Raw genomic sequence first — 23628 nt, forward strand, 5'->3', positions numbered from 1 at the left:
GTACCGTGCGCGCATGGACCGCAGCGGACCGACCCCGTACCTCCTGCTCCCCGGCACCGCGCGGGTGGCCCTCGCCCGGTGGCAGCAGGTGTTCGGCGGCGAGCTGCGGATCGCCTCGTACGGCGACTTCGCCCGCACCGACGGCCCACCCCAGGCGGTCGCCCACGGCGAGCTCGTCGGCCCCGTGCGGCTCGCCGCGGCCGACGCCGGGCCGGGTGACGAGTCCTTCTCGGCCTCCGGCGTCCTCTTCGCACTCCTCGGCACCGCGGGACCGGACGTCCTCCGGCGCTGGTTCGCCGACCTGTCGACCGACGGCACCGTGGTCGACGCGCTGCAGGAACGCCCGTGGGGCGCCTGGGACGGCACCGTCCGCGACGCGTTCGGCGTCACGTGGCTCATCGGGTTCGAGCGGAGCGCGCTCGACGACTGACCGCCGCCGCCCCGGCCCGGGGTGCGGCCCCTAGGCGGCGTCGAGCGGCAGGAGCGGGGCCCAGAACGCGTCCGGGCCGTCCGCCGTGACCGCGTCCGCCTCGAACCGGAACCCGTACTCGCGCACGAAGTCGAGGGCAGCGGCCTGCTCGTCCGCGGGGTCGTCGGACGCCGCGTCGGAGAGGTGCACGCCGTGCCCCATCCGCACGCCGGAGTCGCTGATGAGCGTGAGGTCCCAGCGTCCCTCCTCGGCGCGTTCGATCCGGACGACGGCGGCCTGGGCAGCGGTGAAGTCAGCCATGCCCGCGAGCCTACGGACGGCACGCCGAGCACTCCCAGGACCGCCGCTGGCCGTAGCCTGGCGCACATGGACAGCCCGCAGCCGTCCGGCACGACGAAGCGCCGGATCACCCTCGACGTCCGCCGTCCCCTGGTCACCTGGGGCGCTCGCCCGACCGTGACGATCGACGGCGTCGGGCACCCGGCCCAGTGGGGGTCGGGCACCTGGGCGGTGGCGGAGGACGGCAGCACCGAGGTCGGCGTGTACTGCTTCAACCGGCTCTGGCGCTTCGGCGCCGCTCGTACGACCGTCGGTGACGCCGTCGTCCTCACCCACCGAGCGGGCGTGCTGCCGGTCGGACCGGGACGGCTGATCGTCGGACGCACCACGCGCTGAGCCGGGAGGCGCGGTGCGGGTGGGCAGGCCCGCCCACCCGCACCGCGCCTCCCGTCCGTCCGTCCGTCCGTCCGTCAGTCGTAGATCGTGACCCAGTCGACCTTGACGTGCCCGCTCGCCTTGGCGGGGGTCCGCGAGCCGGTGTCGGTCTCGGCCTGCAGGGTCACCCGCATGGGCTTCGTCGGCACGGCCTTCGTGGTCGAGGCGACGAGCTTGCCGTCCCAGTAGAAGCGGACGGCGGTCCGGTCCCACTCCGTGGTCGCGACGTGGTAGAGCGCGGTGTCGGTGGGGGCGAACGTCTCACGCTCGGGCTGGAACACCATCCCGCGGGCGGACATGCTGCCGGGTACCGCGGACGCCGGTCGGGGCTTGGCACCCAGCGTGGCCTCGGGCCAGTCGATCTCGCCCTCGTTCCAGTTGTCGCTGTTGGGCCAGAGCATCACGACGAACTTGTAGCCCGGCGTGTTCGTGGTCTTGTACCGGATCGACACGCGACCGGTCGTGTGGGGCTTGTAGCCGTCCGGCATCACGGCTGCGGCCATGGGTCGTCCGGCGTCCGACTTCAGGTAGAAGTCGAGCGCACTGTTCGACACGCTGAGCACCTTCGACGGCGTGTACCGGCCCTGCCCGCTCGTGTCGGCGAAGCCGTCGTACAGGCCCATGCCCGGGTACCGCTTCGCGACCGTGCCCGTCGGTGCCGCCGTGTCGAAGTCCTGGCGGTAGGTCTGCTTCCACGTCCGCCCGTTCGAGACGACGTTCCCCTTCGGCGCCGTCGTCGTGTACGCGTTCGCCGGCGGTGCCGCGGACGCCGGGGCGGGGGCCGTGGTGTCGGCGACCGTGCCCGCTGCGAGCACGGCGACGGTGAGTGCGGCGACGATCGAGGTCTTCATGTGCGCTCCTGCCTGCGATCGCCGACGGTGGGTGACGTCGGCGGTGTGGGTGGTGGTGCTCGGGTCCGTCCTGCCGTGTCGGCTCCGCGACCGCGTCCGTCAGTGGAACCGTGCGCGGATCGCGCCGCGTGCCCCCGTCTGGGGTCACAGCGGTCTGCGCCACCGTCGCTGAGAGGACGTGCAGCCCTCCAGTAGGGTGAGCGACATGTCAGTCGGGTTGCTCGCCGTGGTGGACGACATCCTCTCCGCGGCCCTCAAGGCCAGTGCGAAGACCGCCGGGGTCGTCATCGACGACGCCGCCGTGACACCGCAGTACGTCCAGGGGCTCGAGCCCGCACGCGAACTCCCGGTGGTCGGGCGCATCGCGCTCGGCAGCCTGTTCAACAAGTTCGTCATCATCATCCCGCTGGCGCTGCTGCTGTCCGCGTTCGCGCCGGGGGTGCTGCCCTGGCTGCTCCTGGTCGGCGGCACCTACCTGTGCTTCGAGGGCGCCGAGAAGGTGACCGAGTGGTTCGGGATGCACCACGGGTCCGCCGGCACCGAGACCGTCGCCGAGAAGGGACTCGTGTTCGGGGCGATCCGGACCGACCTGATCCTCAGCACCGAGATCATGCTCATCGGGCTCGCGAGCCTCGACCCGGACCTCGGGTTCTGGCCGACCCTCGGCGCGCTCGCCGTCATCGGCCTCGGCATGACGGTCCTGGTCTACGGCGCCGTCGCGCTCCTCGTGAAGATCGACGACATCGGTGTCCGGATGACGGCGAGCCCGTCCGCCCGGACCCGACGCGCCGGCACCCGACTGGTGGACGCGATGCCGACGGTGTTCCGCGTGCTCAGCGTCGTCGGCACCGTCGCGATGCTCTGGGTCGGTGGGCACCTCGTCATCGCGAACCTCGCGGACACGTTCTGGTCCGGCCCGTACGACCTGCTGCACGTCGTCGAGCACGCGGTCGAGGCCGCCGGGCCCGTGGTCACCTGGATCGTGGACACCGCCGTGTCCGCCGTGGTCGGACTCGTCCTCGGGATGGTCGTCGTCGGGATCGTGCTCGGCATCGGACGCCTGCGGGGCTCGTCCGCGCACTGACCGCCGCGCGGCGGCGAGGTCGCCCCGGAGCGGGTGCCCTGCAGGTCAGTGACCGTCGACCGACGACTCCCACTGGTACCAGGCCTCGAGCTGCGCCTGCGCACTGCCGAGGGCACTGTGCGACCCGCGGACCGCGCCGTCGGCCGAGGTGAGCTCGTACTGCCGCTCGAGCGAGATGCGTGCCACGACCCGGTCACCGGCCACCGCCGACCACGAGGTCTCGGTGTCCTGACGCCAGGTGAGGTTGTGCTGGTGCATCATCGCTGCGGCTTCCGCTCGGTGCCGCGGGAGCCCGTACGGCGGAACGACCAGTCGGACGGTACGCCGTGGTCCTGGACCGTGCCCAGGTCCGGCACCGCGGTGGTGTCCGGCGTCAGATCTCGACGTCGCTGCCCATCGTCACGGTGCGCTGCGCCGGCAGCCCGAAGCGGGCCGCGGGATCGGCGGCGTTGTGGGCGAGACCGACGAAGAGCTTCTTCCGCCACCGGGCCATGCCGCCGTTGCCGGGCTGCGGCCGGAGTGCCCCGCGCGAGATGAAGTACGACGCCTTCGCCATGTCGTCCGGGTCGATGTCGAGCACCTCGGCCAGGCACGCGGCGTGCAGGGCCCGCGGCAGGTCCTGGTCGTCCGAGAAGCCGAACTTCACGGTGATGTGGTCGATGCCGTCGTCCTCGTAGCCGAGGTCGTCGCGGAAGAACGCCCGGGAGTGCGGCACGTGCGGCACGTTCGCCGTCAGGACCGACACGATGAGGACCGTGCGGTGCACCACGTGGTTGTGCTCCACGTTGGCCCGCAGCGCCAGCGGGGTGGTCTCCTTGTTCGGGTGCGGGAACACCGCGATCCCCTGCACCCGCGGGACGTGCTTCGTGTTGATCCGGTCGATGAAGTCGGCGAGGGACCCCTCGCGCTCCTTGCGTTCGTCCTGCACGAGCTGGCGACCGCGGCGCCACGTCGTCATGAGCGTGATGACGGCGAGCGCGATGAGCAGCGGCACCCACCCTCCGTGCAGGATCTTCGACAGGTTGCCGGCGAGGAACGTCAGCTCGAGGCCGCCGAACACGACCGCGGCGAGCACGAGCTTCCACGTCGCCCAGTGCCAGAGCGGCTTGACCACGAGGAGCAGCAGGAGCGTGTCGACGACGAGCGCACCGGTCACGGACACCCCGTACGCGGTCGCCAGGCTGGCGGACGACCGGAACGCGAGCATGATCGCCATCACGCCGATGAACAGCAGCAGGTTGACGGCCGGCAGGTAGATCTGGCCGCCCTCGTCGCGCGAGGTCTGCCGGATCGTCAGCGGCGGCAGGAGCCCGAGCTGGATCGCCTGGCGGGTCAGCGAGAACGCCCCCGAGATGACGGCCTGGCTGGCGATGACCGTCGCCATCGTCGCGAGCACGACCACCGGGATCTGCAGGGCGTCCGGGAAGAGCAGGAAGAACGGGTCCTTCGCGGCCGCCGGGTCCTCGAGCACGAGCGATGCCTGCCCGAGGTAGTTCAGCACGAGCGCGGGGAAGACGACGAAGAACCAGGCCCGCAGGATCGCCGGCCGGCCGAAGTGGCCCATGTCGGCGTAGAGGGCCTCGGCACCCGTGATGACGAGCACGACCGCGCCCATCGCCACGAACGTGATGTACGGGTGCGCGACGAGGAACGCGATCGCCCAGGTCGGCGACAGGCCCTGCAGCACGCCGGGGTGCGCGACGATGTGCGGCACGCCCGCAGCGGCGATGACGACGAACCACAGCAGCATGACCGGCCCGAAGAGGTTGCCCACCTTGCCGGTGCCGAACTTCTGCACGACGAACAGCAGCACGAGGATGACCGCGGCGATCGGCACGATGAGGTGCTCGACGGAGGGGGCGGCGGTGGACAGGCCCTCGACCGCGGAGAGCACCGACACCGCCGGGGTGATCACGGAGTCGCCGTAGAAGAGCGAGACGCCGATGATGCCGATCACGAGGAAGACCGTCGCTCCCCCGCGACGCTTGGCGTAGAGCCGCCGTGCGAGCGCGGCGAGTGCCATGACCCCGCCCTCGCCGTCGTTGTCGGCGCGCATGAGCACGAGCACGTACTTGATCGAGACGACGATCGTGACGCTCCAGAACATGATGGAGATGACGCCGTACACGTCCTCCTGGTTCGCCTTGACGAGGCCGCCGTCGATGGTGAAGACCGTGCGCAGGGCGTAGAGCGGGCTGGTGCCGATGTCGCCGAACACCACGCCGAGGGCGGCGAGCGCCAGGGCGGCGACACCCTTCGCGGGGCCGTGCGAGGGCGCGTCGACACCGTCGGTCGTCGGTGTCTGGGAGCGGGTCTCGGTCACGCTCGTCTCTTCCGTGCAGGGCCGTCCGGGCGACGGCCGCGGATCATCATCGCACCGCCGCGGCCCTGCGGCTCGCAGCGGACGCCCAAGGGGTGGCACGGGTGCGGGGACCGGCTGGTGTGCAGGGGTCGTACCCCGTCCCCTCGACGCGTACAGGAACGGCGACCTACCGTACGGACCGACGCGGGACGCGTGGGCGCCCGCGCGTGCGGAAGGAGCACTCCATGGACCTCGACGGCTTCCAACCGGTCCAGCTGATCGTGTTCGTCATCGCGGCGGCGCTGGTGTTCGGCGGGCTGCTGAGCAGCCGACGCCGACGCTGACCCCCGGACCTGCTGACCCGCCGACCCGCTGACCCGACCGACGGACCAGACCGGGCAGGGCGAGCGGACGGCGGACGGGAGGCGCGGTGCGGACGCGCACCGCGCCTCCCGTCCGTCGTCGGTGCCGGGCGCGGAGCGTGGCCCCGGTCAGACCGCCAGGTCCAGCAGCACGTCGTGCGCGACGCGCGCGGCGCGCGCCGACGCGTCGTCGAGGTGCTCGCGGAACTCGTCGCCGTCCGGCGCGCAGAGGTCGCTGATCCCCCGGATCGACAGGAACGGCATGCGGTGGACGTGTGCGAACTGCGCGATCGCCGCTGACTCCATGTCGACCGCCGCGATCGTCGGGAACGTCACGCGCAGGTCCCGGGCACGCGCGTCGGTCACGAAGACCTCGCTCGACCCGATCGACGCGACGCGCACGCGGTACGGCGTGTCGGCCGCGGCGGCACGCGCCAGCATCCCGGCGTCCGGGTCGTAGCGGGGCGGCATGCCCGGCACCTGGCCGAGGGCGTAGCCGAACGCGGTGGCGTCCGCGTTGATGTTGACGTAGTGGTCGCCCACCACGACGTCGCCGATCTCGATGCCGCGCTCGAGGCCGCCGGCCGTGCCGACGCTCAGCACCGGGACGGTCCCGAAGTCGTGGAAGCAGTGCGCGACCGCCGCGGTCGCGTTGGTGAAGCCGATGCCGCTGCGGCGGAGGGCGACGAGCGACCCGTCGACGTCGAGCAGGTGGTGCTCGTCGTGGCCGCCCACGGGTCCGTCGTCGATGACGACGCCGCCGAGCAGGTCGGCGACGGCGGAGAGCTCCTCGGTCATCGCGGCGATGACGACGGCGACGGGGGTTCCTTCGGGCTGCACCGACCGATCCTCGCACGCGGCCCGGACGTCGCGGGACGGATCGACCCCGGCCGGCCCCTCGGACTGGGGCGTCGGCGCCCCGTTGACCGCCGCGGAACGGTGTCCGTACCGTTGCGCTCGTCACGATCGGAAGGGGCCCGATGCGCGCCGTCACCACCACCCTCGGCAGGACCGCCGGCACGACCGTACGGGTCGCCGCCGCGGTGCTCGCCGTCGTCCTGCTCGCCGCACTGCTCGTGGCGACCAGGGGTCCGGCGGCGAGCGCCGCCCCGACGCTGCTGTCGCAGGGCCGACCGGCCGTGGCGTCGTCGAGCGACGCGACCGGCAGGGCTCCGGGCAAGGCCGTCGACGGCAGCACGAGCACCCGCTGGGCGAGCGCCCGGAGCGACGCGCAGTGGCTCCGCGTCGACCTCGGTCGGACGGCGACGATCTCGCGCGTGGTGCTCCGGTGGGAGGTCGCCTACGCGAAGGCCTACGACATCCAGGTGTCGGCGGACGCGAAGACCTGGCGCACGGTGTCGAGCACCCGCTCGGGCAAGGGCGGGGTCGTCACGACGGACCTGTCCGGCAGCGGCCGCTACGTGCGGATGCTCGGCGTGCAGCGCGGCACCCAGCACGGGTACTCGCTCTGGGAGTTCCAGGTCTACGGCACCGTGCCCGCGGCAACACCGAGCCCGACCCCGACGGCTCCGCCGAGCGCGACGCCGACGCCCACCCCGACCCCGACCCCGACGACCCCGACGACGGGCGTGCGGGTCACCGGCACCCAGGGGGCGTGGCAGCTCACGGTCGACGGGAAGCCGTGGCTCGTGAAGGGCGTGACGTACGGCCCGTCGAACACCCAGGCTGCGGACTACATGGACGACATCGCGGGCATGGGCGTCAACACCGTGCGGACCTGGGGCACCGACGCGTCCTCCGCGCAGCTGTTCGACGCCGCGCGGGCACACGGCATCCGGGTCGTCGCCGGGCTCTGGCTCGACCAGGGGGCGGACTACGTCGGTGACACGGAGTACAAGGCCGACACGCTCGCGAGCATCACGAGGACGGTGACGTCGTACCGCGACCACGGCGGGCTGCTGATGTGGGACGTCGGCAACGAGGTCATGCTCGGCCAGGGCGAGGCCCAGCGCATCGCGTACGCGAAGTACGTCGAGCAGGTCGTGCAGGCGATCCACCGCGCCGACCCGGCCCACCCGGTGACCTCGACGGACGCCTGGACCGGCGCGTGGGACTACTACCAGCGGTACACGCCGAGCCTCGACCTCTACGCCGTGAACTCCTACGGCGGCATCGGCTGGGTCCAGCAGAAGTGGCGCGACGGCGGCTACACGAAGCCGTACCTGGTCACGGAGACCGGCCCGGCCGGGTCGTGGGAGGTCCCGAGCGACGCGAACGGCGTGCCCCGCCAGCCGGACGAGACCGCCACCGCGCAGGCCTACACGGACGCGTGGCGTGCCGTCACCGCGGCAACCGGCGTCGCCCTCGGCGCGACGATGTTCCACTACGGCGTCGAGAACGACGAGCCGGGCGTCTGGCTGAACCTCCGCACCGACGGGCTCAAGCGGCCGTCCTGGTACGCGGTGCAGCAGGCGTACCGCGGCACCGTCGCCGGCAACCGGCCGCCCGTCGTCGGCACCACCACCGCGAGCCCGTCGACCGGCGTCGCCCCCGGCGCGACGGTGACCGTCACCGCCCCGGTCTCGGACCCCGACGGCGACGCGCTCACCTGGCGCGCGTACACGTCGAGCCGGTACATCGACGGCAACGGAGCCCAGCGGGAGACGCCGGTCACACGCGCCGTGGACGGCTCCCTCCGGGTCACCGCACCCACGACCCCGGGTGCGTGGAAGATCGCCGTCTACGCCCTCGACGGGCACGGCAACGTCGGCATCGGGACGACCTCGGTGCGGGTGCGCTGACGTCGGGACGCGCCCCGTCGCCGACATCCGCAGGGCCGAGGGGGCTACGGTCGGACCGGTGACCGATGATCGACGCCGCGAGGTCGGCGAGGGCGACGCACCCGTCGAGGACGAGATCGAGGAGTCCTTCGACGCCGTGGTCGACGAGGGTGCCGAACGACTGCAGCGGACGACGCGCGTGGTCCTGGCGACCGGGTTCGCCGGGGGCCTCGAGATCGGGCTCGGGGTGATGGGCTACCTCGCCGTGCTGCACGAGACCGACAGCCACCTGCTCGCGGGACTGGCCTTCAGCGTCGGGCTGATCGCCCTGCACCTGGCGCACAGCGAGCTCTTCACCGAGAACTTCCTCATGCCGATCGTGGCGCTCATCGCCCGCGAGGGCACCGTCGGTCAGCTCCTGCGGCTCTGGCTCGGGACCCTGCTCAGCAACCTCGCCGGCGGCTGGGTGGTGATGTGGCTCGTCGTGCAGGCGTTCCCGCAGTGGCACACGGTGCTCGAGGAGTCGGCACGGCACTACGTCGACACGCCCTTCGGGCTGCAGGCCGTCGTGCTCGCGGTGCTCGGCGGCAGCACGATCACGCTGATGACCCGCATGCAGCAGGGCACCGACTCGGACCCCGCGAAGCTCGTCGCCGCCGTGGTCGGCGGCTTCCTGCTCGCCGGCCTGCAGCTCTTCCACTCGATCCTCGACTCGCTGCTCGTGTTCGGCGCGATCCAGGCGGGGTCGTCGATCACCTACGGGCAGTGGCTCGGGTGGTTCGGCTACACGCTGCTGTTCAACGTGCTCGGCGGGGTCGTGCTCGTCACGTCGCTGCGGATCATCCGGTCCGCCGACCTGCTCCAGGGCCGGCGGCGCACCGCGCCGGACGCACCCGACCGCGGGGCGCGCGAGCAGGGCTGACGCCGACACGTGACGGACGGGAGGCGCGTGGCGGCGCCGCCACGCGCCTCCCGTCCGGCACGGGGTCCCGCTGCGCCGGAGGGGTCAGTGAGCGGCGGGGGTGGCGACGGCCAGCGCGGACGCGAGCGTCGCGATGAGGCCGAGTCGGGCGAAGTACGGGCGGACCGTCACGGGGAGCAGCGCGATCAGCGCGAAGGCGTCCGCCGCGGTGTCCGCGAGCCGCTGCTGCTCGGATGCCGACAGCGGGACGCCGGCGGCGACCAGCGTGGCCCAGCCGACGATCTCCGCACTCGGGAGCTCCGGGTCGCACACGCTCGCACGGTCCACGCCCTCGGGCAGCGGCGACGTGCTGTGCACCAGCAGGGCTGCCTCGAGTTCCTCACGCATCGCTCCACCGTAGAGCCGCACCTGCCGAGGGTCACAGGAAGCCGGGGGACGTCGCTGCTCGCCAGCCGCGGTCCGGGTCCGGTCCGGCCCGGTCCCGGGCGGCTTCCCGGCGAGCACGGGTTGAGTGGGAGCGTGCACCCCGTCACCCCGGAACAGCCGCAGCAGCCCCTGCTGTCCCTCGTCTACGCGAGCCGCGCGGTCGTCGGCTTCGGGCTCGACGACCTCGACGAGCTCCTCGCGCACTCCCGCCGGGCGAACGCCGTCGCGGGGGTCACGGGTCTGCTCCTGTTCAAGGACCACCGGTTCCTGCAGTTGCTCGAGGGCCCGGCGACCGCGGTCCGCGAGAAGATGGCGTTCATCGCGGAGGACCCCCGCCACGAGCACGTCACCGTGCTGCTCGAGGAGGACGTGCCGACGCGGCAGTTCCCCGAGTGGACGATGGGCTACGCCGCCGAGGACACGCTGCAGCGCGCCGAGGTCCCCGGGCACCGCACGACCTTCGACGACATCGACTTCATCCCGGACGACCACCGGCTCGGGCCGAACCTGCCCGAGCTGCGCGAGCTGTTGCGCTGGTTCCGGGAGCACCAGCCGACCGCCGCGTCCGGCGTCGGGACCGCCCGCCCCCGGTGATCGCCGTGCCGCCGGGACGTCCGTCTGGGACGATCGGGGCATGCCCTCCGACGGACGACCGCTCGAACGCCTCGGCTTCCTGACCCTCGGGTCCTTCGACCCGGCCGACCCCGCCGCCGGCCACGAGGAGACCCTCCGCGTGATCGAGCGGGCCGAGTCGCTCGGCTACGACAGCGCGTGGCTGCGGCACCGACACCTGCAGCACGGCATCTCCTCCCCCGTCGCGGTCATGGCGGCCGCGTCGCAGCGGACCTCCCGGATCGCGCTCGGGACGGCCGTCACCCCGATCGGTGCCGAGAACCCGTTCCGGCTCGCCGAGGACCTCGGCACCGTCGACGTCCTGCTCGGTGGACGTCTGCAGGCGGGGTTCTCGGTGGGGACCCCCATGCACTACGACCTGTACCGCGACGCGATCCACCCGGACACCGCCGAGCACGAGGACCTCGGCAACGAGCGGCTCCTGCGCTTCCGCGACCTCGTGCGCGGCGACCCGGTGACGGACGGCGTCCAGCGCCGCGGGATCGAGGAGTTCGCGACGACCGTCCAACCGCAGAGCCCCGGGCTCGCCGATCGCATCTGGTACGGCACCGGCAGCACGCGCTCCGCCGTCTGGGCGGCGGAGAACGGCTTCCACCTGCTCACCTCGAGCGTCACGCGCGCCGAGGCGGGCAACGACTTCGCGACGAACCAGCGCGCGCAGGTCGAGGCCTACCTCGACGCACACCCGGACCGCGGGCGTGCCCGGATCTCGCAGGGCCTCGTGGTCATCCCGACGGACACCGCGACGGCGGAGCAGGAGGCGCGGTACCGGGCGTACGTCGCGGCGCGGTCGGAGCGGGTCGGCGTCCCCCAGGGGCCGGCCGGGCTGCTGTTCGCCGCGGACCTCGTCGGGACCTCGGCCGAGATCGCCGACCGCCTGCGCGCCGACGCCGGGTACCAGGTGGCGACGGAGGTGGCGTTCGCGCTGCCGTTCTCGTTCGAGGCCGACGAGTACGCCCAGATCGTGTCGGACATCGCGGAGCGGCTGGGGCCGGAGCTCGGGTGGGCGCCGCGGACGGGGTCGGTCGCACCCTGACCGTGCCGCTCCGCCCGGCAGGGCGCAGGTCCGGCAGGACGCAGGTCCGGCCTCAGTGTCGCGGCACGTTCGCTTCCACCCAGTCCCGCAGGTCCGCCAGGGGCACCGCGGCTCCCCGGCCGAGCGGCGTCAACGCGTACTCGACCCGTGGCGGCACCTCGGCGAACACCGTCCGGCTGACGAGCCCGGCACCCTCCAGCCGCTTCAGCGACGCGGAGAGCACCTTCGGACTGCGACCCTGCAACCGGCGACGGAGTTCACCGAACCGATGCGGGCCGCCCTCGAGGACGCCGATGGCGAGCGCCGTCCACTTGTTCGCGAGCAGGTCGAGCATCGACCGGCACGGGCAGGCTGCGGCGTAGACGTCGTCCCGGTCGCGGGAGTCGAGCACGTGCTCGGTGCCGGGGACATCGCTCGTCGACGTGCTCACCCCGGCACTGTACCCGTCGACCCGGTGCCGGGCGAGCCGTCCGGTCCCCGCCGGGTACGGCTCCCGACCTGGGCTTCCTCGGTCACCCGAGGGTGACCAGGACCCCTTGCGGGTGACCACGTGACAGGGTGCACAGTGGTGGCGTGACCACCACGAACGAGATCCGAGCGATCGCACAGACAGCCGCACTGCCCGTCACCAGCACCGACAGCCTGGTGTCCACGACCATCCCCGGACCGGTGCCCGGGCCCCACGACCTGCTCGTCGAGGTCCGCGCGGTCTCGGTCAACCCGGTCGACGTGAAGCTCCGCGGCGGCGCCGAGCCGGAGGACGGCCTGCGGGTGCTCGGCTTCGACGCCTCCGGCACCGTCCGCGCCGTCGGTGGGGCGGTCACGCTCTTCGCGCCGGGGGACGAGGTCTCGTACGCCGGTGCGATCGACCGACCGGGCAGCAACGCCGAGCTGCAGCTCGTCGACGAACGCGTCGTCGGCCGGAAGCCGTCGACCCTGTCCCACACCGAGGCCGCCGCGCTCCCGCTCACCGGGATCACCGCGTGGGAGAGCCTGTTCGAGAAGCTCCGGATCGCGCCGGAGGCCACGGGCACCCTGCTGGTCGTCGGCGGTGCGGGCGGTGTCGGGTCGATCGCGATCCAGCTCGTCCGCGCCCTGCTGCCCGGGGTGCGCGTCATCGCCACGGCGTCACGTCCGGAGAGCGAGGCGTGGGTGCGTGACCTCGGCGCCCACGACGTCGTCGACCACCACGGTGACCTCGCCGCGCAGGTCCTCGAGCTCGCTCCGGACGGCATCGAGTGGATCCTGACGACGAACTCGACCGGGCAGCTCCCCGTGTACGAGCGCGTCCTCCGCACCTTCGGGCAGGTCGTCGCGATCGACGACCCCGAGCAGGTCGACGTCGTCGCGCTCAAGTCCAAGGCACTCACCTGGCACTGGGAGTTCATGTTCGCCCGATCCCTGCACGGCGCCGCCGACCTGGCGGAGCAGCACCGCATCCTCGACCGGATCGCGGACCTCGTCGACGCCGGACGCATCCGCGGGACCGCGACGACCGTCCTGCGGCCGATCACCGCCGAGACCCTGCGCGAGGCGCACCGGCTCGTCGAGGGCGGACGCGTGATCGGGAAGGTCGTCGTGACGGACGAACCGGAGGACTGAGTCCGTCACGCCCAGCGGTACAGGGTGTCCCGGGCGAGGACGGCGAAGTCCCGCAACAGGTCGCGCTCCACGGTGTCCTCGCGCCGCGGCTCGGGGTCGAACACGCAGACCGCGCCGACCCGGGTCCCGTCCATGTCCTCGAGCGGATGGCCGGCGTAGAAGCGGATCCGCCCCCGACGTGCCACCTGCGGACGGTCCGGGTCCCAGGCGTCCCCGATGACCATCGGCCCGGACCCCAACACCGTCGACCGGCAGAAGGAGTCCTGCAGGGCGCCGTTCCCCCGCGGGATCCACAGGCTCGCAGCGGACCACTGGCGCCCCTCCGGCAGGAACGTGATCGCGGCGCCCCTCGTGTGGAAGAGCTCGGTCATCCGCTGCACCATCCGGTCCAGTGCAGCATCAGCCGGGGCATCCACGATCCCCAGGCGGCGGATCGCCTCGTAGCGGTGCTCGAACGGCTGCGGCGTCGAACGGCGCCACTGGGGGCTCCCGGCTCGGGCACGCTGCTGCTCGAGGAGCAGGTGCGTCACCTCCAGGAACAGCGGCGGGACCGACGTGAGCGCGTCGGGGTCGAGGTCGAGGACGACCAGGTCCGGCCGGGCCCGCTGCAGCGCCGCCGAGAGGGCACCCTGGTCCTCCGTGAGGGCCAGGGCGACCACGACCTCGGCGTTCGGCGCCAGCCGTGGCCGGAGCTGGTCGACCAGGACGAGGGCCTCCTCGGCGGCTCCGACGACGGCCGTGGTGGTCGTGCGACTGTGGACGACGCTGCCGGAGAGGCAGACCACCACCACGTCGTGGTTGGCGACCTGCAGCCCGCTCACGGCCGAGAGCAGCGTCTGCTCGGACCAGCTCGACCAGGGCACCGCGGTGACGTCGGCACCCCGACCGGACCGTGCGGCCACCGCGTCCGCCACCAGGCGGGCGGCGTCGTGGAGCGCTTCCCCCGGCGCGAGGACCGCATCGCCGAACACGAGGATCCGATCGGGGTCCGAGCCACCGGCCGACGCCGTGACGACGCGGGTCGGGAGCGGGCGGTGGGTGGGTCGTGGTGGTTCCGTCATCGTCATCGTCGGTATCCCTCTCGAGACAGCTGCTCCGGGACCGCCGCGGTCCGGGGAGCACTTCGGTGTGCGGCCGGCGCGCGCCGGCGTGGCCTCGACGGTAGACACGCGGACGGGGACGCGCGATCCGTTGCACGCGGACCCGGTGACGATCAGCGCGGTTCCCGGTAACAGACTCTCATTCCGCTCGAAACCATCCGGAAACACCCGCTCCGCAGACTGGTTGCAACGCTTCTCCCCGCACCGCCCGACAGTCGTCGGACGCGTCCGACCAGACGAGACCGCCGACCTCCGCGTGGTCCGGGTGTCGTCGACCGACCTGCAGGAGCACCATGCCACCCATCACGGTCGCGTCGGTCTCGGCGAACTTCACCCGGGACCTCGACCAGAACTTCGCACTCATCGAGCAGACGCTGCAGGACGCCCGGGCGCAGGGCGTGCAGTTCGTCGCCTTCCCCGAGGCGGCCATCGGCGGGTACCTGTCGTCGCTCGGCAACCACGGGGACACCGTCGCGACGACGAAGCGTTCGCTGCCCCCGGCGATCCGTCTGGACGGGCCGGAGATCCGGCGCATCCAGGAGCTCGCCGGCGACACCCTCGTCGCCATCGGCTTCTGCGAGCTCGACGACGACGGCGTGACGCGCTACAACGCGGCAGCATGCCTCGACGGCGGCCGGGTCTACGGCTCCTACCGGAAGGTGCACCAGCCGCTCGGGGAGCACATGTCGTACGCGGCCGGCGACTCCTACGCCGCGTTCGACACCCCGCTCGCCCGGGTCGGTCTGCAGATCTGCTACGACAAGGCCTTCCCGGAGGCCGCTCGGATGCTCGCCCTGGACGGCGCGGAGGTCATCGTCAGCCTCTCCGCCTGGCCCGCGGCACGCACCGCCACCGCAGAGGACCTGCAGGACGACCGGTGGACGTACCGGCACAACACCTTCGACGTCGCACGGGCGCTCGACAACCAGGTGTTCTGGATGGCGTCGAACCAGTCGGGCACCTTCGGATCCCTCCGCTACGTCGGGAACGCGAAGGTGGTGGACCCCGGCGGGAACGTGCTCGCGAACACCCTCCTCGACGCCGGACTCGCGGTCGCGGAGATCGACGTCGAGGGGACCTTCCGGGCGATGCGCGGCGGCATGTTCCACCTGCGCGATCGCCGCCCCGACCTCTACGGCCCGGTCGCCGAGTCGGAGTCGGCCTCGGTCAACGGGTGGCGGGAGCTCGCCCGTGCCTGAGATGCACTTCGCCGTCCGGTGGCCGGACGGCTCGGAGGCCTCCTACTACTCCCCCAGTCTCGTCGTCCACGACCACCTCGAGGTCGGCGGCACCTACCCGGTGGCGGAGTTCGTCGACCGCGCGGACCGGGCGCTCGACATCGCGAGCGAGCGGGTCCGTGCCCGGTTCGGGTTCGCCTGCACGTCCGCCGCCCACACCCGGCAGGAGATCGCCGACGCCGCGCGGGGCGTGGACGACGGCGAGGTCGTGGTGCTCCGGATGGAACCGCCGCTCGACGGAGCGCCCGCGTGATCGCCGTCACGCTCCGCGACGGCGACCACTTCGAGGCCGTCGTCGTCGGGGGCGGACAGGCCGGCCTCGCGGTGAGCCACGGGCTCGTGGCCTCCGGGGTCCACCACGTCGTGATCGAGCGCGACACCGTGGCGCACGAGTGGCGTGACGGCCGCTGGGACGCGTTCACCCTGGTCACACCCAACTGGCACTGCCGCCTGCCGGGGTACCCGTACGACGGCTCCGACCCCGACGGCTTCATGACGCGCGACGAGACGTACGCCTGGGTCCGTCGGTACGCCGACACCTTCGACGCCCCCGTGGCCGAGGGCATCGCGGTCGAGCGGGTCGAGCGGCGGGCCGGCGGCGGGTTCACGGTGCGGACCTCCGCGGGGACCGTCACGGCCGACACGGTGACCTCCGCCACCGGCGGCTACCACCGGCCCGTCGTCCCGACGTGGGCGGACGAGCTGCCCGCGCGGGTGCACCAGGTGCACTCGCACGAGTACCGCAACGCCCGGTCGCTGCCCGACGGGGCGGTGCTCGTGGTGGGGACGGGGCAGTCCGGCACGCAGATCGCCGAGGACCTGCTGCTCGAGGGCCGCGAGGTCCACCTGGCGCTCGGTCGCGCCCCCCGTGTCGCTCGCTCCTACCGCGGACGCGACTGCATGACCTGGCTCGCGGAGATGGGCGTGTACGACGTCCCGGTCGCCACGCGGGGGCTCGCCAAGCGGGAGTCGACGAACCACTACGTCACCGGCCGTGGTGGTGGCCGCGACGTCGACCTCCGCGCCTTCGCCCTCCAGGGGATGCACCTGCACGGACGCGCGACCGGCATCGCGGACGGCGGCGTGACGTTCGGCGGCGGCCTCGCCGCGGACCTCGACCACGCCGACTCCGTGGCCGAGTCGATCAAGGACGACATCGACCGGTACATCGACCGTGTCGGGCTCGACGTGCCGCAGGAGCCCCGGTACGTGCCGGTGTGGCGGCCGGACGACACCGCACCCGGTGCTCCGCCGGCCCTGCCGCTGGACGCGATCGGCACGGTCGTGTGGGCGATCGGGTTCCGGGCCGACTGGTCGTGGCTCGGGGACCTGGGCGTCCTCGACGCCGAGTCGATGCCGGTGCACGACCGCGGCGTCACCGAGGTCCCTGGATTCCAGTTCATCGGCCTGCCGTGGATGCACACCTGGGGATCGGGCCGCTTCCACGCGGTCGCACGCGACGCGGAGCACGTCGCCGGGGTCGTCACCGCGACGGTGCGCCCCGCGGTGCCCGCGCCGACGCGCTGATCGGCGGTCGCCGGCGCCGGAACGGACACCTCGCCCTACGCTGACCGTGTGACGACCGTGAGGATGGCAGCGGTGGCCGCGCACTTCGGCCGCGACGTGCAGCGCACGCTCACCAAGCTGCCCGGCATCGTCGAACAGGCCCGGGAGCGCGGCGTGGACCTGCTCGTCCTGCCCGACGCGACCATCGGCGGCTACCTGCTCGACCTCCACCGCCCGGCCGCGACCGAGGACGGGATCCCCGGCGCAATCGACCTCGACGGCGCCGAGGTCCGTGCCGTCCAGGAGATGGCCGGAGACATGACGATCTGCTTCGGCATCTCCGAACGCGGCGACGTCGGGGGCGAGCCCGTGCGGTACAACACCGCGGTCTGCCTCACCGGCGACGGGGTGCTCGGCACGCACCGGAAGGTGCACCTGCCGCTCGGCGAGTCCGAGGCCTACCGGCCGGGCGACGAGTTCCGCGCCTTCGACACCCCCGTCGGTCGCGTCGGCATGCTCATCGACTTCGACAAGACCTTCCCGGAGGCGGCCCGCACGCTGGCCCTCGACGGCGCCGAGGTCCTGGCCTGCCTGAGCGCCTGGCCGGCCAGCGTCACCGACCGCTCCGACCGGATCCGTTCCGACCGGCAGGCGCACCTGTTCGACCTGTACGACTGCGCCCGTGCGGCGGAGAACCAGGTCGTCCTGGTGTCCTCGAACCAGACCGGGGTGCTCGGCGACCTCCGGTTCCTGGGGCAGGCGAAGATCGTCGACCCCGGCGGCGAGATCGTCGCCAAGACGTGGGCGAAGGGCGGCATGGCGGTCGCGGAGTTCGACGTCGCCGCGACGATCGCCCGCGCCCGACGATCGCTCGACCACGTCCGTCAGCGCTCCCCGTCGGCCTACCGCCTGGGCTGACCGTCCGCCCCGGAAACGCAATCGTCACGGACGAAACGCAGCGTTGTTCCAGGTGAAACCACTCCGAAACCGCGCGCCCGAACACTGGGACCACCGGCGCGGAGCAGTCTCCTCGCCGCCTCCCGACGCAGAGCAAGGAGCACTCGATGACCGATGCAGCCACCGACACCCCGGACTACGACGCGATCGTCGCGGAGAACGCCGAGAAGTCGCGCAACGAGATCGCGCACCCGTCACTGCCGAAGGGCAGCAACATCTACGGCTCCACCAAGGTCTTCCCCGACTACGAGGCGACGAAGGACCAGTACTACTTCCAGCTCGTGCACGGCATCGCGCACGAATCCTCGGTGTCGTTCGTCGCGGTGCTCCAGGCGACGCGGGCGCTCCGGAAGGGCTTCACCAGCGTCCTGTACTTCTACGGACCCGGTGCCATGAACTGCATCGCGAACCGCGGGTTCCCGACGACCGGCGCCGACGGGTTCCCGGGCGAGAACAACATCAACAACGCCCTCGAGACCTTCATCGCCGAGGGCGGGACGGTCTTCTGCTGCCGCTTCGGCCTCGCCCTGCACGGCAACCGCGAGGAGGACCTCATCGCCGGTGTCACCCCCTGCCACCCGCTCGACGTGCAGGACGCCGTCATCCACTACGCCCCGCAAGGGCGCGATCATCAACAGCACCTACATGGTGTGACGCCGTGACGATCACCAACAACGGCACCGACCGCGTCGGGCACCGGGTGGCGGTGTCCCTCCTCGGTGTGCGAGTCGCCGCACCGGTGCACCGCGAGGGCGGAGCCGGTCCGTCGGACGACGGCCACGTGCTGTTCGAGGGACTGCAGGCGGCACTGCCGGTGAACGCCACGAGCCCGTACACCGTGTCGGGCGGGAAGCTCATGCTCGACGGTGCCGACCTCGGGCTGAGCGTCGACCCCGTCGCCCGCCCCCGCTTCTACGACCTCGTGACCGCGGACGGCGTGCGCTACGAGCAGGTCGCCCGGCTGCACGGCGCCAAGGTCCTCGCCACCACCGTCGTGCAGACCTGCATGCGGTACGACGAGGCCGAGCGCTGTCGGTTCTGCTCCATCGAGGAGAGCCTCCGTGCCGGGAACACCATCGCGGTGAAGACTCCGGCGATGCTCGCGGAGGTCGCCGAGGCAGCGGTCCGGCTCGACGGCGTCGAGCAGATGGTGATGACGACCGGCACCTCGAAGGGGCGCGACCGGGGCGCGACGCACCTCGCCCGCTGCGTCCGCGCGATCAAGGAGCGCGTCCCGGAGCTCGGCATCCAGGTCCAGTGCGAGCCCCCGGCCGACCTCCGCACCATCACGGACCTGTACGAGGCGGGTGCCCGCAGCATCGGCATCCACGTCGAGTCGATGGACGACGACGTGCGACGCCGCTGGACGCCCGGCAAGGCGCGCGTGCCGCTCGACGAGTACCGGGCCGCATGGCGCGAAGCCGTCCGGGTCTTCGGGTGGAACCAGGTCTCGACCTACCTGATCGTCGGCATGGGCGAGGACCCGGACGAGCTCGTCGCGTCGGCCGGCGAGCTCGTCGAGATGGGCGTCTACCCGTTCGTCGTCCCGTTCCGTCCGATCCGCGGCACGCTCGCCGTCGACGTCGACGGGGCGACCACGCCGTCCCGCGACGTGATGCACGACGTCACCCGCCGGGTCTCCGCGCTGCTGCTCGCCGCTGGCATGCACGGCGCCGACCAGGCCGCCGGCTGCGCCGCCTGCGGCGCGTGCTCCGTCCTCAGCACGACGGGGGCCTGACGTGCCGTCGATGGAGGTCCCCGCGCTCATGGGTCCGGCGCCCACCGCGTCGGTCGCACCCGCACCCTTCGTCGTCGGGATCGCCGACGCCGTCGAGGTCGCCGCGTACCGGCGGCTCCGGCACGACGCGTTCGTCGACGACCAGGGCCTGTTCGACCGGACGGACGTGGACCACCTCGACCAGGACCACCGCACGGTCGTCCTCGTCGCCCGCGCGACGGACGGCAGCGGCGCGGTGCTCGGCGGCGTCCGCGTCGCCCCGGCCACGGTCCGTGAGATCGGCTGGTGGACCGGCAGTCGGCTCGTCGTCGGTCCCGCGGCGCGGAACGCGGCCGGGGTCGGCTCGGCGCTCGTCCGCGCTGCGTGCGCACTGGTCGAGCAGCGCGGTGCGCTGCGGTTCGACGCCCTCGTGCAGGAGCGCGCAGCGGCGCTCTTCACCCGCATCGGCTGGCAGCCCACGGGCCGCGAGGTGCTCGGCGGCGTCCCGCACCTGCGCATGCGCTGGCCCGTCGACCGCTACCAGCGCCTCGTCGACGCGACGAAGGCGCACCTGGCGGCGCTGTTCGCCGGTGACCGGCCGGGAGGCGCGGGCTGGGTCGGCGACGACGGCGCACCGCTCGCGGGCACCGACGTGATCGCCGCGTGCGACGCGATCCTGCCGTCGATGGTCGAGCGGGACCCCGAGTGGGCCGGGTGGTGCGGCGTCCTCGTCAACGTCAACGACCTGACCGCGATGGGTGCTGCACCCACGGCGCTCCTCGACGCCGTCGCCGGACGCGACACCTCGTTCGTCGCGCGGGTCGTGTCGGGGCTGCGCCGCGCCTCCGACGCCTGGGGCGTCCCGATCATCGGCGGCCACACGCAGGTCGGCGTCCCCGCCGCGCTGTCGGTCACGGCGCTCGGCCGGACCGAGCACCCGGTGCCCGGCGGCGGCGCGCGGCCGGGCCAGCGGATCTCGCTGACGGCGGACCTGTCCGGCGGGTGGCGGACCGGGCACACCGGCGCCCAGTGGAACAGCACCGAGGGGCGGGACCGTGCCGCCCTGCGCGACCTCGCCGCGACCGTCGGCCGCGCGCGACCCGCGGCCGCGAAGGACGTCAGCATGGCCGGGATCGTCGGCACCGCCGGGATGCTCGCCGAGGCGTCCGGTGGCGGCGCCGTCCTCGACGTCGCCGACGTCCCGATCCCGCGGCTCGCGGCGACGGCGGACTGGCTCGGCTGCTTCCCCGGATTCGCGATGCTCACCGCGGACGATGCCGGGGCGAGCCGGATGGCCTCCCCCGCGGCGACCACCCGCGAGTGCGGGGAGGTCACGAGCGAGCCGGGGGTCCGCCTCCGCTGGCCGGACGGTGAGGAGACCACGGTGGTGACCGGCGGCGTCACGGGCTTCGGCAGCGCGGCGGTTTGAGCGTGCGGATCGCCCTGCTCACCTACTCCACCCGGCCGCGCGGCGGTGTCGTGCACACCCTCGCACTCGCGGAGGCGCTCGTCGAGCTGGGTCACGACGTCACGGTCGGCACGCTCGGCCGGGGCGGTGACCACGTGTTCTTCCGCGACGTCGACCCGCGCGTGCGACTGCAGGTCGTGACGTTCCCCGACGGACCGGACGGCGAGACCGTCGGCGAGCGCATCGTCCGTTCCATCGCCGCCCTGCGCGACGGCCTCGGGCTCGAGGGCCTCGACGTCGTGCACGCGCAGGACTGCATCTCCGCGAACGCCTGCGACGGCGCGGTACGGACCGTGCACCACCTCGACACCTTCACCACCGCGCAGCTCGTGGCCTGCCACGACCGCGCCGTCCGGGAGCCCGCGGCTCTCGTCTGCGTGTCGGCGTCCGTCGCCGCCGAGGTCCAGGACGCCCACGGCCGCACCGCGACGGTCATCCCGAACGGCGTCGACGCCGTGCGGTTCACGGCGGCGGCCGGACCGTCGCCGGAGGCCGTCGCCGCGCGGGCGAGGTGGACCGACCGGCTCGGCCGGTACGTCCTCGCCGTCGGCGGCATCGAGCCCCGCAAGGGCACCATCGACCTGGTCGCCGCGTACGACCGGCTGCGCGAGCACGTGGGGTCCGACGTCCGACTCGTGCTGGCCGGGGGCGAGACGCTCTTCGACTACCGTCCCTACCGCGCGGCGGTGGACGAGTTGGTCAGCCGACGGGGCATCCCGGTGACCGAGCTCGGCGTCGTGCCCGACCCGGACCTCCCCGCGCTCGTCGCCGGGGCAGCGGCGTTCTCGTTCGTCTCCACGAAGGAGGGCTTCGGCCTCGCGGCGATGGAGGCCCTCGCAGCCGGGGTGCCCGTCGTCGCCCGGGACCTCCCGGTGCTGCGCGAGGTGCTCGGCGACACCGTCCGGTTCGCGGCCGACGTCGAGGGGATCGCCGACGCCCTGCAGGTGTCGCTCTCCGACCCGCTCGACCCCGGGCCGGGCCGGGCCCTGGCCGCGCGGTACTCCTGGACGACCGCAGCCGCGTCCCACGTCGCACTGTACGAGCGGCTCCTGGCGGCCTCGGGCGGCGTCGCGATCGGTCGGACCCGCAGCGCTCCCCTGCCGGCCTGACGCCGTGCGCACCTCGATCTCACGCGCCTTCACGGAACTCGCGCAGCGCGATCCGGACGCACCGGCGGTCGACGACGTCCCCCGCGGGGAGGTCGAGGCCCGCGCGAACGCCCTTGCTCGGCGATTCCGGGACGCCGGGGTCCGCACCGACGACATCGTGACGATCACCGGCGCGAACACGGTCGACACCGTGGTCGCCACGGTCGCCGCGTGGAAGGCCGGCGCGACCCCGCAACCGCTCTCCCCGCGCCTGCCGGGAGCGGACCTCCGCGCGGTGCTCGGACTCGTCCGTCCCGCCCTCGTCGTCGCCGACGACCCCGTCGACGGGCCCCCGTGGATGCCGCTCACGTCCGCCGGCACCACGCCGTCCCCCGCCGACGCCGAGCCACTGGCGGAGGACCTGGCCGCCGCGTCCTGGAAGGCACCGACCTCGAGCGGCAGCACGGGCACCCCCAAGGTCGTCGTCGCAGCGGCCTCGGCGCACGTCGACCCGGACGGACGCGTCGCCGCCTTCGTCCCCCGGCACGCCCGCCAGCTCGTCGCCGGTCCCCTGCACCACGCCGCGCCGTTCGTCTACGCCATGCGCGGTCTGATGACCGGACACTCCCTCGTCCTCGTGCCGCGCTTCGACGCCGGCACCTGGCTCGACTTCGTCGCTCGCGCACACGTGACCTGGGGCATGGTCGTGCCGACGATGATGTCCCGGATCGCCGCCCTCGGTCCCTCGCGCCTCGACGCGACGGACACGACGGCACTGGACTCGGTCCTGCACATCGGCGCGGTCTGCCCGCCGCACGTCAAGCGGGAGTGGATCCGATGGCTCGGACCCGAGCGGGTCGTCGAGGTCTACTCCGGCACCGAGTCGAACGGGCTGACCACGATCCGCGGCGACGAGTGGCTCCGACACGAGGGCAGCGTCGGCCGGCCCACCGGCGGGACCGTCGTCCGGATCCTCCGAGCGGACGGGAGCGAAGCCCCGGTCGGCGAAGTCGGTCGCATCGAGATGACACGGCCCGGGCCGGCGACCTACCGCTACCTCGGAGTCGACGCGCCCCCTGCGGATGCCTGGCACAGCCTCGGTGACAGCGGGTGGCTCGACGACGACGGCTACCTGTACATCGCGGACCGGCAGGACGACCTGATCGTGAGCGGCGGCGTGAACGTGTGGCCCGCCGCCGTCGAGTCCGCACTCGAACGCCACCCCGCGGTTCGCAGCTGCCTGGTGGTCGGCCAGCCGGACCCGGACCTCGGGCAGCGGGTGCACGCGGTCGTCGACGTCGGGGACGCCGACGTCACCGCGGCGGAGTTCGACGCGTGGGCGGCGACGGCGCTCGACCCGGAGACGCGTCCCCGGAGCTGGACGATCGTGCACGAGCCGCTCCGGGACGACACCGGGAAGGCGCGGCGGAGCGCGTGGCGCTGAGCGACGG

At 73.1% G+C, this 23628-nt stretch carries 25 protein-coding genes; 17 read left to right on the forward strand and 8 right to left on the reverse strand.

Annotation, left to right across the window (positions count from 1 at the left end; genetic code table 11):
• The first annotated feature begins 13 nt into the window (after positions 1 to 13).
• Positions 14 to 430, forward strand: a complete 417-nt coding sequence (locus H7A69_RS02030) for a VOC family protein (RefSeq protein WP_182045518.1) — start codon at positions 14 to 16, stop codon at positions 428 to 430.
• 30 nt (positions 431 to 460) lie between these two features.
• Here H7A69_RS02030 and H7A69_RS02035 read toward each other — a convergent pair whose 3' ends face one another.
• Positions 461 to 730, reverse strand: coding sequence for a hypothetical protein (locus tag H7A69_RS02035; protein WP_182045519.1), 270 nt, complete (start codon positions 728 to 730; stop codon positions 461 to 463).
• A gap of 66 nt (positions 731 to 796) precedes the next feature.
• Here H7A69_RS02035 and H7A69_RS02040 point away from each other — a divergent pair, with 66 nt between their 5' ends.
• On the forward strand, positions 797 to 1105 hold the full coding sequence (locus H7A69_RS02040; protein ID WP_182045520.1) for a hypothetical protein: 309 nt from the start codon (positions 797 to 799) through the stop codon (positions 1103 to 1105).
• A gap of 74 nt (positions 1106 to 1179) precedes the next feature.
• Here the strand turns inward: H7A69_RS02040 and H7A69_RS02045 are convergent, their stop codons facing one another.
• On the reverse strand, positions 1180 to 1995 hold the full coding sequence (locus H7A69_RS02045) for a glycoside hydrolase family 16 protein (protein ID WP_182045521.1): 816 nt from the start codon (positions 1993 to 1995) through the stop codon (positions 1180 to 1182).
• A gap of 205 nt (positions 1996 to 2200) precedes the next feature.
• Here H7A69_RS02045 and H7A69_RS02050 point away from each other — a divergent pair, with 205 nt between their 5' ends.
• On the forward strand, positions 2201 to 3079 hold the full coding sequence (locus tag H7A69_RS02050; protein WP_182045522.1) for a DUF808 domain-containing protein: 879 nt from the start codon (positions 2201 to 2203) through the stop codon (positions 3077 to 3079).
• A 45-nt stretch (positions 3080 to 3124) separates the two neighbouring features.
• Here H7A69_RS02050 and H7A69_RS02055 read toward each other — a convergent pair whose 3' ends face one another.
• The 3 genes from H7A69_RS02055 to mtnN form a co-directional block, all read right to left on the reverse strand.
• Positions 3125 to 3340 (reverse strand): hypothetical protein, encoded by a 216-nt coding sequence (locus tag H7A69_RS02055; RefSeq protein ID WP_182045523.1) that lies wholly within the window; start codon positions 3338 to 3340, stop codon positions 3125 to 3127.
• Between the two features lie 112 nt (positions 3341 to 3452).
• Positions 3453 to 5402 (reverse strand): potassium transporter Kup, encoded by a 1950-nt coding sequence (locus tag H7A69_RS02060; protein ID WP_069712540.1) that lies wholly within the window; start codon positions 5400 to 5402, stop codon positions 3453 to 3455.
• A 470-nt stretch (positions 5403 to 5872) separates the two neighbouring features.
• Positions 5873 to 6583 (reverse strand): 5'-methylthioadenosine/S-adenosylhomocysteine nucleosidase, encoded by a 711-nt coding sequence (mtnN, locus tag H7A69_RS02065; protein ID WP_083263868.1) that lies wholly within the window; start codon positions 6581 to 6583, stop codon positions 5873 to 5875.
• Between the two features lie 140 nt (positions 6584 to 6723).
• Here mtnN and H7A69_RS02070 point away from each other — a divergent pair, with 140 nt between their 5' ends.
• Both H7A69_RS02070 and H7A69_RS02075 read left to right on the forward strand, forming a co-directional pair.
• The gene (locus tag H7A69_RS02070) at positions 6724 to 8505 is read left to right on the forward strand and encodes a discoidin domain-containing protein (protein WP_182045524.1); all 1782 of its coding nucleotides are present in this window, start codon (positions 6724 to 6726) and stop codon (positions 8503 to 8505) included.
• A gap of 58 nt (positions 8506 to 8563) precedes the next feature.
• Complete coding sequence (locus H7A69_RS02075; protein ID WP_182045525.1) at positions 8564 to 9406, forward strand: formate/nitrite transporter family protein; 843 nt, start codon at positions 8564 to 8566, stop codon at positions 9404 to 9406.
• A gap of 84 nt (positions 9407 to 9490) precedes the next feature.
• Here the strand turns inward: H7A69_RS02075 and H7A69_RS02080 are convergent, their stop codons facing one another.
• Positions 9491 to 9793 (reverse strand): hypothetical protein, encoded by a 303-nt coding sequence (locus H7A69_RS02080; protein ID WP_182045526.1) that lies wholly within the window; start codon positions 9791 to 9793, stop codon positions 9491 to 9493.
• A 132-nt stretch (positions 9794 to 9925) separates the two neighbouring features.
• On the opposite strand from H7A69_RS02080, the gene H7A69_RS02085 reads away from it, so the two are divergent.
• Positions 9926 to 10426, forward strand: a complete 501-nt coding sequence (locus H7A69_RS02085) for a BLUF domain-containing protein (RefSeq protein WP_259346031.1) — start codon at positions 9926 to 9928, stop codon at positions 10424 to 10426.
• Between the two features lie 40 nt (positions 10427 to 10466).
• Positions 10467 to 11501, forward strand: a complete 1035-nt coding sequence (locus H7A69_RS02090) for an LLM class flavin-dependent oxidoreductase (protein WP_182045527.1) — start codon at positions 10467 to 10469, stop codon at positions 11499 to 11501.
• Between the two features lie 52 nt (positions 11502 to 11553).
• On the opposite strand, the gene H7A69_RS02095 is transcribed toward H7A69_RS02090, so the two are convergent.
• Positions 11554 to 11931, reverse strand: a complete 378-nt coding sequence (locus tag H7A69_RS02095; RefSeq protein WP_259346032.1) for a winged helix-turn-helix transcriptional regulator — start codon at positions 11929 to 11931, stop codon at positions 11554 to 11556.
• Between the two features lie 143 nt (positions 11932 to 12074).
• On the opposite strand from H7A69_RS02095, the gene H7A69_RS02100 reads away from it, so the two are divergent.
• Positions 12075 to 13103 (forward strand): zinc-binding alcohol dehydrogenase family protein, encoded by a 1029-nt coding sequence (locus H7A69_RS02100; RefSeq protein WP_182045528.1) that lies wholly within the window; start codon positions 12075 to 12077, stop codon positions 13101 to 13103.
• A gap of 5 nt (positions 13104 to 13108) precedes the next feature.
• Here the strand turns inward: H7A69_RS02100 and H7A69_RS02105 are convergent, their stop codons facing one another.
• Positions 13109 to 14170: a GAF domain-containing protein gene (locus H7A69_RS02105; protein ID WP_182045529.1), complete on the reverse strand. Its 1062-nt coding sequence runs from the start codon at positions 14168 to 14170 to the stop codon at positions 13109 to 13111.
• Positions 14171 to 14496: 326 nt separating this feature from the next.
• Between H7A69_RS02105 and H7A69_RS02110 the strand changes: the two genes are divergently transcribed.
• From H7A69_RS02110 to H7A69_RS02150, 9 genes are all read left to right on the forward strand, one after another.
• Positions 14497 to 15402: a carbon-nitrogen hydrolase family protein gene (locus H7A69_RS02110; RefSeq protein WP_182045530.1), complete on the forward strand. Its 906-nt coding sequence runs from the start codon at positions 14497 to 14499 to the stop codon at positions 15400 to 15402.
• A gap of 1 nt (position 15403) precedes the next feature.
• Complete coding sequence (locus H7A69_RS02115; protein ID WP_259346037.1) at positions 15404 to 15694, forward strand: MSMEG_0570 family nitrogen starvation response protein; 291 nt, start codon at positions 15404 to 15406, stop codon at positions 15692 to 15694.
• The gene (locus tag H7A69_RS02120; RefSeq protein WP_220456170.1) at positions 15691 to 16968 is read left to right on the forward strand and encodes an MSMEG_0569 family flavin-dependent oxidoreductase; all 1278 of its coding nucleotides are present in this window, start codon (positions 15691 to 15693) and stop codon (positions 16966 to 16968) included. Before H7A69_RS02115 ends, H7A69_RS02120 begins: the two co-directional genes overlap by 4 nt.
• A gap of 48 nt (positions 16969 to 17016) precedes the next feature.
• Positions 17017 to 17865: a carbon-nitrogen hydrolase family protein gene (locus H7A69_RS02125; RefSeq protein WP_182045532.1), complete on the forward strand. Its 849-nt coding sequence runs from the start codon at positions 17017 to 17019 to the stop codon at positions 17863 to 17865.
• Between the two features lie 146 nt (positions 17866 to 18011).
• Entirely contained in the window at positions 18012 to 18566 is a 555-nt protein-coding gene (locus tag H7A69_RS02130) for an MSMEG_0572/Sll0783 family nitrogen starvation response protein (RefSeq protein ID WP_220456171.1), read from the forward strand.
• Entirely contained in the window at positions 18563 to 19642 is a 1080-nt protein-coding gene (locus H7A69_RS02135) for an MSMEG_0568 family radical SAM protein (RefSeq protein ID WP_220456172.1), read from the forward strand. The genes H7A69_RS02130 and H7A69_RS02135 overlap by 4 nt, the downstream gene beginning before the upstream one ends.
• A 10-nt stretch (positions 19643 to 19652) precedes the next feature.
• Positions 19653 to 21050 carry an MSMEG_0567/sll0787 family protein gene (locus H7A69_RS02140; protein ID WP_182045533.1) on the forward strand — a complete coding sequence of 466 codons (1398 nt, stop codon included), beginning with the start codon at positions 19653 to 19655 and terminating at the stop codon, positions 21048 to 21050.
• Positions 21051 to 21052: 2 nt separating this feature from the next.
• Positions 21053 to 22198, forward strand: coding sequence for an MSMEG_0565 family glycosyltransferase (locus H7A69_RS02145; protein ID WP_182045566.1), 1146 nt, complete (start codon positions 21053 to 21055; stop codon positions 22196 to 22198).
• A 4-nt stretch (positions 22199 to 22202) separates the two neighbouring features.
• Positions 22203 to 23621, forward strand: a complete 1419-nt coding sequence (locus tag H7A69_RS02150; protein ID WP_182045534.1) for an AMP-binding protein — start codon at positions 22203 to 22205, stop codon at positions 23619 to 23621.
• Positions 23622 to 23628: the final 7 nt, after the last annotated feature.

The organism is Curtobacterium sp. ME26, assembly GCF_903970945.1.
GTDB lineage: Bacteria > Actinomycetota > Actinomycetes > Actinomycetales > Microbacteriaceae > Curtobacterium > Curtobacterium citri.